The 13,655-nt window shown below is 29.7% G+C and carries 14 protein-coding genes; 9 read left to right on the top strand and 5 right to left on the bottom strand.

Annotation, left to right across the window (positions count from 1 at the left end):
* Nucleotides 1-89 precede the first annotated feature (89 nt).
* From AQ1685_RS19800 to AQ1685_RS19785, 4 genes are all read left to right on the top strand, one after another.
* Entirely contained in the window at nt 90-851 is a 762-nt protein-coding gene (locus tag AQ1685_RS19800; protein ID WP_095074867.1) for a DUF4412 domain-containing protein, read from the top strand.
* Between the two features lie 2 nt (nt 852-853).
* Nucleotides 854-1,462 carry a hypothetical protein gene (locus AQ1685_RS19795; protein WP_095074866.1) on the top strand — a complete coding sequence of 203 codons (609 nt, stop codon included), beginning with the start codon at nt 854-856 and terminating at the stop codon, nt 1,460-1,462.
* A gap of 166 nt (nt 1,463-1,628) precedes the next feature.
* Nucleotides 1,629-2,216, top strand: coding sequence for a hypothetical protein (locus tag AQ1685_RS19790; protein ID WP_095074865.1), 588 nt, complete (start codon nt 1,629-1,631; stop codon nt 2,214-2,216).
* Between the two features lies 1 nt (nt 2,217).
* A complete protein-coding gene (locus tag AQ1685_RS19785) occupies nt 2,218-2,898 on the top strand; it encodes a hypothetical protein (RefSeq protein ID WP_095074864.1) in 681 nt (226 codons plus the stop codon).
* Nucleotides 2,899-2,953: 55 nt separating this feature from the next.
* Here AQ1685_RS19785 and AQ1685_RS19780 read toward each other — a convergent pair whose 3' ends face one another.
* Nucleotides 2,954-4,291: a deoxyguanosinetriphosphate triphosphohydrolase gene (locus AQ1685_RS19780; protein WP_095074863.1), complete on the bottom strand. Its 1,338-nt coding sequence runs from the start codon at nt 4,289-4,291 to the stop codon at nt 2,954-2,956.
* 140 nt (nt 4,292-4,431) lie between these two features.
* Here AQ1685_RS19780 and AQ1685_RS19775 point away from each other — a divergent pair, with 140 nt between their 5' ends.
* Together AQ1685_RS19775 and AQ1685_RS19770 are read left to right on the top strand one after the other, a co-directional pair.
* Complete coding sequence (locus AQ1685_RS19775) at nt 4,432-4,968, top strand: Panacea domain-containing protein (protein WP_162288588.1); 537 nt, start codon at nt 4,432-4,434, stop codon at nt 4,966-4,968.
* Nucleotides 4,961-5,293 carry a hypothetical protein gene (locus tag AQ1685_RS19770; RefSeq protein WP_095074861.1) on the top strand — a complete coding sequence of 111 codons (333 nt, stop codon included), beginning with the start codon at nt 4,961-4,963 and terminating at the stop codon, nt 5,291-5,293. The genes AQ1685_RS19775 and AQ1685_RS19770 overlap by 8 nt, the downstream gene beginning before the upstream one ends.
* Nucleotides 5,294-5,349: 56 nt before the next feature.
* On the opposite strand, the gene AQ1685_RS19765 is transcribed toward AQ1685_RS19770, so the two are convergent.
* The 3 genes from AQ1685_RS19765 to trxA all read right to left on the bottom strand — a co-directional run bounded on the left by AQ1685_RS19765 (nt 5,350) and on the right by trxA (nt 9,667).
* Complete coding sequence (locus AQ1685_RS19765) at nt 5,350-7,743, bottom strand: ribonucleoside-diphosphate reductase subunit alpha (RefSeq protein ID WP_095074860.1); 2,394 nt, start codon at nt 7,741-7,743, stop codon at nt 5,350-5,352.
* An 89-nt stretch (nt 7,744-7,832) separates the two neighbouring features.
* A complete protein-coding gene (locus tag AQ1685_RS19760; protein WP_095074859.1) occupies nt 7,833-8,804 on the bottom strand; it encodes a ribonucleotide-diphosphate reductase subunit beta in 972 nt (323 codons plus the stop codon).
* A gap of 503 nt (nt 8,805-9,307) precedes the next feature.
* Nucleotides 9,308-9,667 carry a thioredoxin gene (trxA, locus tag AQ1685_RS19755; RefSeq protein WP_095074858.1) on the bottom strand — a complete coding sequence of 120 codons (360 nt, stop codon included), beginning with the start codon at nt 9,665-9,667 and terminating at the stop codon, nt 9,308-9,310.
* A 145-nt stretch (nt 9,668-9,812) separates the two neighbouring features.
* On the opposite strand from trxA, the gene AQ1685_RS19750 reads away from it, so the two are divergent.
* The 3 genes from AQ1685_RS19750 (at nt 9,813) to AQ1685_RS19740 (ending at nt 13,327) form a co-directional block, all read left to right on the top strand.
* Nucleotides 9,813-11,966 carry a prolyl oligopeptidase family serine peptidase gene (locus AQ1685_RS19750; protein WP_095074857.1) on the top strand — a complete coding sequence of 718 codons (2,154 nt, stop codon included), beginning with the start codon at nt 9,813-9,815 and terminating at the stop codon, nt 11,964-11,966.
* A gap of 63 nt (nt 11,967-12,029) precedes the next feature.
* Nucleotides 12,030-12,494 carry a hypothetical protein gene (locus AQ1685_RS19745; protein ID WP_095074856.1) on the top strand — a complete coding sequence of 155 codons (465 nt, stop codon included), beginning with the start codon at nt 12,030-12,032 and terminating at the stop codon, nt 12,492-12,494.
* Between the two features lie 104 nt (nt 12,495-12,598).
* Nucleotides 12,599-13,327, top strand: a complete 729-nt coding sequence (locus AQ1685_RS19740; protein WP_095074855.1) for a DUF3667 domain-containing protein — start codon at nt 12,599-12,601, stop codon at nt 13,325-13,327.
* Here the strand turns inward: AQ1685_RS19740 and AQ1685_RS19735 are convergent, their stop codons facing one another.
* The gene (locus AQ1685_RS19735; protein ID WP_157730298.1) at nt 13,328-13,465 is read right to left on the bottom strand and encodes a hypothetical protein; all 138 of its coding nucleotides are present in this window, start codon (nt 13,463-13,465) and stop codon (nt 13,328-13,330) included.
* Nucleotides 13,466-13,655: the final 190 nt, after the last annotated feature.

Here is a 13,655-nt window from a genome sequence, read left to right as displayed (position 1 = left end):
AAAGTAAACAAAAATCTCAAAAAACTTTTTTCAATAGTAATGTTAACCTTTTTTAAAAGTAAACATTAAGCTATAAAACAGATACTATTATGAGAACAAAAAAACTAATTAGAATAATTTGTGTTGTTGGAGGTTTGCTTTATGCACCAATGAATGTACAAGCTCAATTTTGGAAAAAAGTAAGCAAAAGACTTCAAAACAAAGTGGAGAATAAAGCAATGAATAAAATTGATAAAAAAGCAGATGAAACAATAGATGGAGCTTTGAAAAAGAAGAAGAAAAAGAAAAAATCAACATCAGCAAACTCGAAGTATTCTTTTAAAGGAAGCGTTACTGTAGAAGTTTCTAATGATAGGAATGATAAAACGGTTTTTAATCTTCTTTTTAACAGGAGGGAAGATGTGATTTGTATGGAAATGAATGTAGATGGTACAAATCAGATTTATAATGTAATTACACCATCTAAAATCATTTCTTTAATTGATGCAGGAGGAATGAAGATTAAAAAAGAAAGTGAATCTATTGAGTTTGATAATTCTGACAAAATGCCTCAAGGAGAAGAAGGCTTGATTAAAACTGGAAATACGAAAACTATTTTAGGATACAATTGTGAAGAATACCAATATAAAAACGAAGAAGGTTCTGCTTCAATTTGGGTAACATCAAAGTTCCCTATAGAGTCTAATTATGCACCTTTGTTAGGAATGACAAACAGTACAAATATTAAAGGTTTTGTGCTAGAGTTAAACTACGAGTCTAAATCTGGTGAAAAAGGTTTAGTTCAAGTCATAAAAATAGAAAAGGATAAGAAGCAAGAGATAAATACTGCTGACTATAAATCAATGTTTTAATTATGAAAGCTGTTTTATATGTTTTAGGAGTTGTTTTATTTATGATTTATCCTAAAGAAGAAAGAAAGGAAACAAAAGAACTTTACCATAAAGAGGAGTTTAAGATAGCCAAAAAGTTAAAACCTTATATCAAAATTAGTTTTAAGAACGGACCGTTTAAAGGGACACATACTTTTAAACCTGCAAAAGGAGATTACTTGAGTCAAATTAATCTCGGATTTCACGATAAGGTAAGTCAAATAAGTGCCAATAAAATTATTTCTGAAAAAGGAATTCAGATTCATAATTTTTCAAGGAGTTTTTTAGGAGAAGCTAGAGTAGGAGATCAGACGACTAAAAAATATACTTCAGGATGTGGTCATTTAAATTTTATTGATATTAAAAATAATCAGAAGTATAAAAGAATTGATGGTGATTTTACAGGCTGTACGAAGACTAAAATTATCAAAGCTACTCCATGGAAAAAAGGTGTTGTAAAACTTAGAAGAAAAGTTACAGGAACATTTACAGATTCAGTAAAGTTTAAAATTACTAATGACGATGGCTCTGAAGAAACAATAACAACAGAAGTCACTGTGGAGTTCTTAGCAAATCAGTCAAAATTTTCATGATTTTGTTTGTAAAAATAATAGTAGATAATTAGTTTTTTGATGGAATTGTTTGTTCTGCTTTTATACCTCAGTGTTTTACAATGCTGAGGTTTTTTTAGTGGTATTTTATGTTAACCTTTAATTCAAATAAACATAAAAAAGTATATAAATTAAAAAACATAAAGAAATGAAAAAAAGAAATCTAATTTTAGTATTCTTAATCGCATTAAGTTTTTATTCATGTAGTAAAGATGATGAAAATATTACTCAGCAAATAAATGAAGAACTTCAACTTACAATTGAGTTTGCAGATGGACCTCACAAAGGAAAATACACGTTTAAAGAGATTGAAAATAAATTCGATAGTGATATTGGTGGAGATGTGTTTGATGGAAATTCTAGTTTTGAATTTAGGAACATAACAACCGAAAACAATTTTGTTTTAAATAACTTCAGAAGAACTTTAAAAGGATTTGTAGATACAGGAAAAATAGAAAGTGTAGAATTTACTAATGGTTGTGGAAGTCTTTTTTTTAGAGATGAAAACAATAATTTTTCTTACAAAGAAATACGAGCAAATTTTACTGGTTGTTCTACTACAGAAGTGTTAGAAGTTTCATCTTGGCAAAAAGATTTAGCATACGAAAAGCGAAAAATAAAAGCAGAATTTGATGAAGATATTGTGATGAAGGTCATAAATGATGATGATAGTATTTTAGAAATAAATACTACAATTAAGGTCAGCTTTGTTGCGGAACAAAAAAGATTAATTTAAGATGAAGAAAATATTGAATTATAGTTTATTTCTATTGATTTTGTTATCGTTTTCATGTAGTAATGATGATAAAGTTTTAGAAGAAACAAAACCTTTTCATGAGGTGGTAATTGGTAGTTTAAATGAAGCTTTAAATTTTACAATATTACCAGATAATATGATTACTAATACGAATCAAACTTCTAAGGAAGCTGTTGTGGCCTTTAATGATATTGTAAAAACAACTAGTCAAATAGTTGATTTTTTAAAGGTTCCTAAAACTACAATTTCATCAACTATAACAGATAAAAAAGAATCTTTTAATTGGTTAGATAATCTTTTTGGAGATGTAGTTGAAGTAAATTATGCAGTAGAAAAACAATTGGATAGATTTTCTTTTGTGTACAATGTTTCTTCAGGAAATCTTTCTTTAGACTTTTTAAAAGGAAATACTTTATTAGATGAAAATGCGGGTGTTTTTATAATAAACGAAGGTTCTGCAATAGGAGCTTTAAATTGGGAAATAACAGATGAAAATATTATTATCGAATTACTTTTTGAAGATAAAACTACCCTTGTATATAACAAATCTGATAGATCTGGTACTATAACAAGTGAAGAGGTAATTTATAAATGGAATAAAGATGGGAAAGGCTCGTTTACAGATAACAGTACAAATATACCAGTTGTAAAAACATGGTAACTAAAGTTTGATACAAAAAAAAGAGCTACTCATTTAGGTAGCTCTTTTTTTTAGTTTATTGTATTACACTTCCATTCACTTTTTTATACAAACGAATAGCATATCCATCAGACATACTTGCTATATAACTACAAATTTGCATAATTCTATCGTACAAATTTTCTTTTGGTTCTTGGTATTCTTCTGGTAGTAAATTCAGCACTAGTTTATCGTAATTAGATTGTTTTTCGTCATATTTATTATTTAAAGCGACGACGAATACATCTAATAAATCTGCTATAATTTTATATCCTGAAACTTCTTTCTCAATAACTTCTTTACTCTTATAAATCTTTTCTACACTAATATTTATAATGTCACGTATTTGAGCTTCAAACTTACATTTATCTAATAACGCATTATTGAATTTACCTTGTAAAATAGCTTCCTCATTATCTAGAAATATAGAAACAGCTTCACCAACTAGAGTATTAATTGCAATGGCTCTTAAATATGCAGTTCTATCTTTTTTATATTTTAAGGAATAATATTTATCTCTATTAATGTTAGAAACTAATTTAGACATGTATTCTAATGCATAACTTTCATCAATTAAGCCAAGATTGATTCCATCTTCAAAATCAATAATAGTATAACAAATATCATCAGCAGCTTCTACTAAATAGGCTAAAGGATGACGGTGAAAAGCAATTTCATTTCTGTCTTTTTTTAACATTCCTAGATCTCCAACTAAATCTAAAAAAGCTTCTTTTTCAGATTGAAAAAAACCATATTTTTTATCAGAAATTTCTTTAGTTGGTTTTTTAGGAAGACTTTCTTTAGGATATTTAATAAAGGCTCCTAAAGTAGCATATGATAAGCGTAAGCCACCAGGAGTTCCTGCTCTATCTTCAGTAACTATTTTTAAACCATTGGCATTTCCTTCAAAGTCAACAATATCTTGATATTCTTTTTCTGTCAATTGCTCTTTGTATTGCTTTCCGTTACCTGTTTTAAAATATTCTCCAATAGCTTTTTCACCTGAATGACCAAAAGGAGGATTACCAATATCATGCATTACAGAAGCAGCTGCTACAATAGCTCCAAAATCGTTAAAAGTATATCCTAATTTTTTTAAGTTTGGGTGTCGTTCTAATAATTCTTTTCCAACTCTTCTTCCCAAGGTTCTCCCAACTACAGAAACTTCTAAACTATGTGTAAGTCTTGTATGTACAAAATCAGTTTTTGATAATGGAATAACTTGTGTTTTATCTTGTAAGCTTCTAAAAGGAGAAGAAAAGATAATTCTATCAAAATCAACTTCAAAACCTAAACGAGTTTCATCTTGTTGAATTCGCTCACGCTTTTGTGTATCACCATAACGTTTTAAAGAAAGTAATTGCTCCCAGTTCATTTATTCTATTAAATCAATTCGAAACAAAGTTATTTAATCTTTTTTCTTTATATTAGAGAAATGTGAGTAAACTTTAACTATTTGATTTTTAGCTTCAGAAATTGTATTTTTGTCCTGTAGAAATTGAAAAAGGTTAAAAATTGTCACTACATTTGTATAAACAACACAGTATTAAAGGTATGGGAACAGCTAGCTCTGTAGCTAATGAATTTATAAGTCTTGCAAAACAGCACAATGTTGGTTTAACTAATATGAAATTAGTAAAGCTAATGTATATCGCTCAAGGGCTTTCACTATCTTTATTAGAAAGACCAATCTTTAAAGATGATACTATTGAAGCTTGGAAGTATGGACCTGTAGTTCCTAGTATTTATCACGAGTTTAAACATTTTAAATCAGATCCAATCACTTCTAAATCGATGGCTTTAGAAAATGAATGGGATAGCCCTTACGAACCTACTTTAACAGATGAAGAAGACAAGAAAATTGTAAGGTTAACTTGGAAATTATATAGAGATACTTCTTCTCAAGAATTAGTTACTTCCACTCACAGGCCTGGAACTCCGTGGAGTTTAACTTATAGGTATGGAGAAAATAGGGTAATTGGAAACCGACTCATAAAAAAATACTACGACGAATTTGTTGTTAACTTAAGAAAATACCTAAGAAGTGCATAATTCTGAATTAGATGATCTACTTAAAGGTGCTGGAGATACAGGTGTTGATGGTAAAGAGTTGGACTTTGACATTAATTTAAATTTAACTCAGCAAGAGATTTCTGACAGAATTCAGGATAGAAATGAGCGAAAAAAATATGCTTACAGAACCTTTATCTTTTTAAGTGTTTTTACTTCTTTTATTTTACTTATAATTACGGCCGCTGGTTTTTCTAAGCAATTAAACTTTAAATTAGAAGATACTGTTTTAATAGCTTTAATAACATCTTCTTTAGCAAGTGTTGTTGGTATTTTTATATTAGTAATGCGTTATTTATTTAGATAAAAAAAAGAGAAGTTTTTTAACTCCTCTTTTTACTCCCTTTTAATTAAATTCAAATTTTAAGAACCACACATTAAGCAATCTTCTGGTCCTTCAGCGTTTTTAGAAGCTTCTACCATTGCTTTAAATTCAGCAGGACTCATTGGTTTATCCTCCTGTTCTGTGTTCTTTTCTTTTGACAATGTAAACTGAATAGCGTTTACAGCAGATTTTGTACGTAAATAGTACATTCCTGTTTTTAATCCACTCTTCCAAGCATAGAAATGCATAGAAGTTAATTTACCAAAATCAGGATCTTTCATAAATAAGTTTAAAGATTGAGATTGATCAATAAAATATCCTCTATGGCGAGCCATATCGATAATATCTTTCATGCTCATTTCCCAAACTGTTTTATATAAATCTTTAAGATCTTGTGGAATCGAATCTATATGTTGAATAGAACCATTGGCTCTCATGATATCTTCTTTCATATCATTGTTCCATAAGTTTAATTCAACAAGGTCTTCTAATAAATGTTTATTTACAACGATAAACTCACCAGATAAAACTCTACGAGTATAAATATTAGAAGTATATGGTTCGAAAGCTTCATTATTACCTAAAATTTGAGATGTAGAAGCGGTTGGCATTGGAGCTAATAATAAAGAATTACGAACACCATGTTCGATAACTTCTTTACGTAATGATTTCCAGTCCCATCTTCCGCTTAAGTCTTCATCTTTAATTCCCCACATGTTATATTGAAATTCTCCTTCAGACATTGGAGAACCTTTAAATGTAGAATAGGTACCTTTATTCTTGGCCATATCTTTAGAAGAAGTTACAGCTGCGAAATATAAAGTTTCAAATATTTCTTGGTTTAATTTTTTAGCTTCTTCACTTGTAAATGGTAAACGAAGCATGATAAATGCATCAGCTAAACCTTGAATACCTAACCCAACTGGACGGTGACGTGTATTTGAGTTTTCAGCTTCTACAACTGGATAAAAGTTCTCATCAATTACTGTATCTAAATTTCTGATTACTTTTTTAGTTACATCAAATAATTTATCGTGATCAAAGAATTTGTTTCCGTTTTCATCTTCAGCAACAAACATAGGAATTGCAATAGAAGCCAAGTTACAAACAGCAACTTCATCTTCAGCTGTATATTCCATGATCTCTGTACAAAGATTAGAAGAGCGAATTGTTCCTAAATTCTTTTGGTTCGATTTACGGTTAGCAGCATCTTTATATAACATGTATGGAGTTCCTGTTTCAATTTGAGATTCAAGAATTTTCTCCCATAATTCACGAGCTTTTATTGTTTTTCTACCTTTTCCGGCTTGTTCGTAGCTAGTGTATAAACGCTCAAATTCTTCTCCGTAAGTATCATATAAATGTGGACATTCGTGTGGGCACATTAAAGTCCAATCTGCATCTTCCTGAACACGTTTCATAAATAAATCAGAAACCCACATTGCATAGAATAAATCTCTAGCCCTCATTTCTTCTTTACCATGATTTTTCTTTAAGTCAAGAAAATCAAAAATATCAGCATGCCAAGGTTCTAAATACATAGCGAAAGAACCTTTACGCTTTCCTCCACCTTGATCTACATAACGGGCAGTATCGTTAAAAACACGTAACATTGGTACAATACCATTTGATGTTCCATTAGTACCGGCAATATAACTACCTGTAGCACGAATATTATGTATAGACAAACCAATACCACCTGCAGATTGAGAAATCTTAGCAGTTTGTTTTAATGTATTGTAAATACCATCAATACTATCATCTTGCATTTGTAATAAGAAACAAGAAGACATTTGTGGTTTAGGAGTACCAGAATTAAATAAAGTAGGTGTAGCATGAGTAAAGTATTTTTTACTCATTAATTCGTATGTAGCAATTGCTTCGTCAATATCTTCTTTATGAATACCAATAGAAACACGCATTAACATTTGTTGAGGGCGCTCAACAATTTGTCCATTTAATTTTAGTAAGTAAGAACGTTCTAATGTTTTAAAACCAAAGTAGTCGTAGTTAAAATCACGACTATAAATAATAGTAGAGTCTAATTTATCAGCATTTTTCATGATAATTTCATAAACATCATCTGCTAATAAAGGAGCTTTTTTGTTTGTTCTTGGATTAACGTAATTATACAAATCTGTCATTGTCTCAGTGAATGACTTTTTTGTGTTCTTATGTAAGTTTGAAACGGCTATTCTTGCAGCTAATTTAGCGTAATCAGGATGAGCAGTAGTCATAGTTGCAGCAACTTCGGCTGCTAAATTATCTAATTCAGAGGTAGTCACCCCATCATATAGCCCTTCGATAACTCTCATGGCTACTTTAACCGGATCAACAATATTGTTTAATCCGTAACACATCTTTTTTACTCTTTCTGTGATTTTATCAAACATCACAGGTTCTTTTCTGCCGTCTCTTTTTACTACATACATGGTAAATTTTGGTTTTATATAGGTTAGTCCTAGGGAGAATACTTCCCTAAGATTTAATTGTTTTTGGATGTTTTTATGTGTGTAAGCTCTTAAAAATCAGCGTCAAAACTGATTGAGCCTGTTCCCCCAGATTTTACTCCTGCTTTTTGATATTCAGATACTCTTTTTTCAAAGAAATTGGTTTTCCCTTCTAATGAAATCATCTCCATAAAGTCAAAAGGATTAGTTGTATTGTATTCCTTTTCACAACCAAATTCTAATAATAAACGATCTGTTACAAACTCTAAATATTGAGTCATTAAATTAGCATTCATACCTATTAAACTAACAGGTAATGATTCTGTGATAAATTCACGTTCTATGTTTAAAGCAGAAATTATAATTTCCTTAATTCTATCTTTAGAAACTTTATTTTGTAGATGATTATTGTGTAAGTGAACTGCAAAATCACAGTGCATCCCCTCATCTCTAGATATTAATTCGTTTGAAAATGTTAATCCTGGTAATAAACCTCTTTTCTTTAACCAGAAAATTGAACAGAATGACCCCGAAAAGAAAATACCTTCAACAGCTGCGAAAGCTATTAGTCTTTCAGCAAAAGAATCAGATTCAATCCATTTTAAAGCCCAGTCTGCTTTTTTCTTAATAGCAGGAAAAACTTCAATTGCCTTAAACAAGCTATTCTTTTCATCATCATTCTTTATGTATGTATCAATTAATAAAGAATAAGTTTCAGAATGAATGTTTTCCATCATGATTTGAAAACCATAAAAGAATTTAGCTTCAGAATATTGAACTTCATTTACAAAATTCTCAGCTAAGTTTTCATTTACAATTCCATCAGAAGCAGCGAAAAACGCCAATATATGTTTGATAAAATAACGTTCATCATCAGACAACTTGTTGTTCCAATCATCAAGATCTTGATGCAAGTCAATTTCCTCCGCTGTCCAAAAACAGGCTTGTTGTTTTTTATACCAATCCCATAAATCATTATGTTGAATAGGAAAAATAACAAATCGGTCTTTATTTTCTTGTAAAATTGGTTCTAATACTGCCATTTTATGTGTACAATTTTGTTGTTAAAAAGTTACTGCTAGGGGGGAGGACAAAGATTCAAAATTTTATGAATAAAATAAAGCTATACTTATCCACAAACTCCTTGAAGTTTTTAACAAATAACCTAATTTTTAAAAAAAAGGACAATATTTTTGATTTATGTAAAATGTTGTAAAACAGGTGTTTGACCTGTTGTTTTTTGCTCAACTCCTTGTGTTTGTTGACATTCTTATTTTGATAAAATTAGAAGAAAAAGTTGTTGTTTTTTTGTAGAAAAAAGACAATAAAAAAAGCAACGTCTGAGAAACGTTGCCTTTGATTCCATAATTCGAATAATCCCCAATATTACGATTTATGATTGTGTAAATGTTGAATACATAAAAGTACACCGCGAATATACAGAGATTTAATAGTTTAGAAGTTATATTTTGTATAAATGGTTAAATTTTGTGTGTATTTGGTAATCAAAATACTTTAAATTTAAAAAGAATACAATAAAATCGTCTTATTTAGATACTTTTAAAACATCTTCAATAATTTTTTCTATTTGTTGCTTAGGCAGCGCACCATGAGCCATCTGAGGAGCTTCCTCAACAGGACAAAAAAGCATTGAAGGTATACTTCTAATACCAAACATTGCCGACAATTCTTGTTCTGCTTCAGTATCTACTTTATAAATTATTACTTTGTCTTTGTATTCTTCACTCAACTGTTCTAAAATTGGAGCTAACATTTTACATGGCCCACACCAATCAGCATAAAAGTCAATAATAGCAGGTAGTTTACCCGAATAATTCCATTCTTTATTTTCTTCATAGTTGAATACTTTTTCTAAAAATGTATTCTTAGATAATAATTCAGTCATTTTATTTTGCTTACGTTTTTTTGTTTAGACGTTAAATGTAAAGGAAATTACAAATAAAAACTATTGATGTTAAAAACCTCTTAAAATGTAACAGTTCATAGTTTTTTTAATCTAATTTTGAAGTATTAACTAATCTTTCTAAATAATGAAAAAAATAATATTACCAGTAATAACAGGATTACTGCTTGTAGGATGTAAGCAGGAAACCCCTAAAAATACAATAGCATTGAACTATCCAAAAACTGAGAAAATACCAGTAGTAGATAAATATTTTGAGACTGAAGTAACGGATAATTACAGATGGTTAGAAGATGACAGGAGTGAAAAAACAGAAGCATGGGTAAAAGCAGAAAATGCTGTAACATTCGATTATCTTGATAAAATTACTTATAGAGATCAGTTAAAAGAAAGATTATCTGAGCTTTGGAATTATGAAAAATTAGGAGTTCCATTCGAGAGAGGTGACTATACGTATTTTTACAAAAATGATGGTTTACAGAATCATTATGTATTGTATAGAAAAAATAAAGAAGGTAAAGATGAGGTTTTTTTAGATCCTAATTCTTTTTCAGAAGATGGTACAACTTCTTTAAGTACAGTAAGTTTTTCAAAAGATGGAAAAATATTAGCGTATTCAATTTCAGAAGGTGGTAGTGATTGGAGAAAGATCATTATTATGGATGTAGAAAGTAAAGAAATCAAAGAAGATACTTTAGTTGATGTAAAGTTTTCAGGAATTTCGTGGAAAGGAAATGAAGGATTTTACTATTCAAGTTACGATAAGCCAAAAGGAAGCGAATTATCAGCTAAAACAGATCAACATAAATTATACTATCATAAACTAGGTACAAGTCAGAAATCAGATAAAGTTATTTTTGGTGCAACAGCAGAAGAGAAACATAGATATGTTTATGCATCTGTATCTGATGATGACACTTATTTAACGATAGCAGCAAAAAAATACACAAAAGGTAATAAGCTTTTTATAAAAAACTTAAAAGACCCTAATAGCAAGTTTACTACTATAGTGGATGATTATAAAAATGATACGTATCTATTGGAAAATGTAGGGAGTAAATTATATTTAGTGACTAATTTAAATGCTCCTAATCAGAGAATAGTAACTGTTGATGCTGCTAACCCAGGTGTAGAAAACTGGAAAGATTTTATACCTGAAACAGAGAATGTATTAAGTCCATCTACAGGTTCAGGGTATTTCTTTGCTAGTTATATGGTCGATGCAGTTTCTAAAGTATATCAATATGATTATGAAGGAAAATTAATTCGTGAAATTGAATTGCCAGGCGTAGGTTCTGCTGGTGGTTTCGGGGGAAAAAAAGAAGCAAAAGAGTTGTATTTTTCTTTTACAAATTATAAAACTCCAGGAACATCTTATCAATTAAATCCAAAAGATGGGACTTATAAAAAATATTGGAAACCAAATATTGCTTTTAATTCAGATGACTATGAAAGTAAGCAGGTTTTTTACACTTCTAAAGATGGAACAAAAGTTCCTATGATCATTACACACAAAAAAGGAATTGAACTTAATGGAAAGAACCCAACTATTTTATATGGTTACGGAGGATTCAATGTGAGTTTAACACCTAGTTTTAGTATAACAAATGCTGTTTGGATGGAGCAAGGAGGTGTTTATGCTGTTCCAAATTTACGCGGAGGTGGTGAATACGGAAAGAAATGGCATAAAGCAGGGACTAAAATGCAAAAGCAAAATGTTTTTGACGACTTTATTGCAGCAGCTGAGTTTTTAATTAAGGAAAAATACACATCTTCAGATTTCTTAGCTGTAAGAGGTGGTTCTAACGGAGGATTATTAGTTGGTGCTACAATGACACAACGTCCAGATTTAATGAAAGTAGCATTACCAGCAGTAGGAGTTTTAGATATGTTACGTTATCATACATTTACAGCAGGAGCAGGTTGGGCATACGATTATGGAACAGCAGAAGATAACAAAGAGATGTTCGAATATTTAAAAGGATATTCACCAGTTCATAATGTTAAGTCAGGAGTAGAATATCCAGCTACAATGGTTACAACAGGAGATCATGACGATCGTGTAGTTCCAGCTCACAGTTTTAAGTTTGCTGCAGAGTTACAAGACAAACAACAAGGAACAAATCCAGTATTAATTAGAATTGAAACTAATGCAGGTCACGGTGCAGGAACTCCTGTAGCTAAAAGAATAGAGCAGAGTGCAGATATTTTCGGATTTACATTATTTAATATGGGATTTGAAACTTTACCATATTCTCCAAAAACAAAAATTAAAGGTTAATTCCTGTAACGTTTTATCTAAAAATGATTCTTATATAGCGTAAAACAAAGTAACTAATCGTTTATGAAAATTATAGAATTGAAGAAAAATAATCAGTTAACTCAGAAAGAAACAACAAAAAAAGCGTTTTCTAATTTAGAAAAGACTTTAGTTGCTTTAAGAGAGTTAGAGATACCTCTTGATTCTGTAGAAAAAATTAACGAGAAAATTACAGTAATAAATTCCTTTCAAGAAAATAATGAAAGAAAATTCAGAAGAAAATTGTTAGTTCAAAAAAGTAACATTATTCATCTTCTGGTAAAAGAACATGGTTTAGTTCCAGAAAAATACTATCAAAACCAATGGTTTGCTATAGGTATGTCGACATTTGGAATTCCATTAGGTTTAATTTTTTCTTCCGCTATTGGTAATACCGCTTTTTTAGGTTTTGGTCTTCCGCTTGGGATGTTAATAGGTTCTATGATTGGAAAGCAAAAGGATGAAAAAGCTAAAAAAGAGGGGAAACAAATAAACTTATCATTTAGATAAAATGTAATACATAATATTAAAAACCGGCATGAAAATGTCGGTTTTTTTATTGAAATTGAACGTACTGATTTCTGTATTTTAAGATGTTGTTTTAATTTTACCTTATGAATTGTAAAAACTGTAATGCAGAGGTTATTGGTAATTTTTGTTCAAACTGTGGACAGAAAACAAATGTAGATACAATTGATTTTAAATATTTACTGTCAGAAATTAACAATTCTATTTTTCAGGTAGATCATGGTTTCTTTTATACAATAAAACAATTAGCAATAGCACCAGGACACAGTGTTAAAGATTTCATTGACGGAAAGAGGAAAAAATACTTCAAACCTATAACTTTTGTGTTGATCCTGTCAACTATTTACGGATTAATCGCCGGTATTTCTGGTGAAAAAACAATGCTTGCCGACTTTGTTTCTGGCTGGAGTAATTATGAAAATTCTGAGTTTGACTCTCATGATAAAATATTTGTTTTTCAGTGGTTAATTAAAAATTATGCATATGCTATGTTGTTATTGTTACCTGTGTTTTCTTTAGGTTCTTACTTATCTTTTAGAAAATACAAATACAATTATTTTGAACATTTAGTCTTAAATTCTTTTATCACCGGTCAACAAGCGATTATCTATATTTTATTTATTTTTTTAAAGTTAGTTACTGGAGATGGAGCTTACATAGAACCGATTTACATGTTGTTTGTTTTAGGTTATGTTTTTTGGAGTTACTTACAGTTCTTTAATAATTATAAAAAGTTAAAAACGTTTTTCTTAACTGTTCTTTCTTACGTGTTTTATTTAATTTTTATAAGTTTAATGGGACTTGTTTTCTTGTAATTAAATGATATCAAAGTTATTATCATCAGTATAGTCATCTATAAAATCTTCAACTTCTTTTTCGCTAGAAGTTAAAACTTTATACACAAAAATTATGACGAAGGTTATAAATAAAGTAATTACGGCAAATAAAATCATTAAATATTCTTTTTTTTATTTGAATTATAAAGGTTTGAAATTCCCCATGATACATGTAAGTTTTGGTTTAGATTTAATTTGGTTATAATTAAATTCTTTCACTAATTCAGCTAACGGAATAAAAGTAAAAATAAGAACAAGAATAATTGATGTGTATTTAACTAAACAAGAGGTTTTCCTTGGGTTTAAA

It is taken from the genome of Tenacibaculum jejuense, assembly GCF_900198195.1.
Classification (GTDB): Bacteria; Bacteroidota; Bacteroidia; order Flavobacteriales; family Flavobacteriaceae; genus Polaribacter; species Polaribacter jejuensis.
This window is presented reverse-complemented; position numbering and strand designations above follow the sequence as displayed.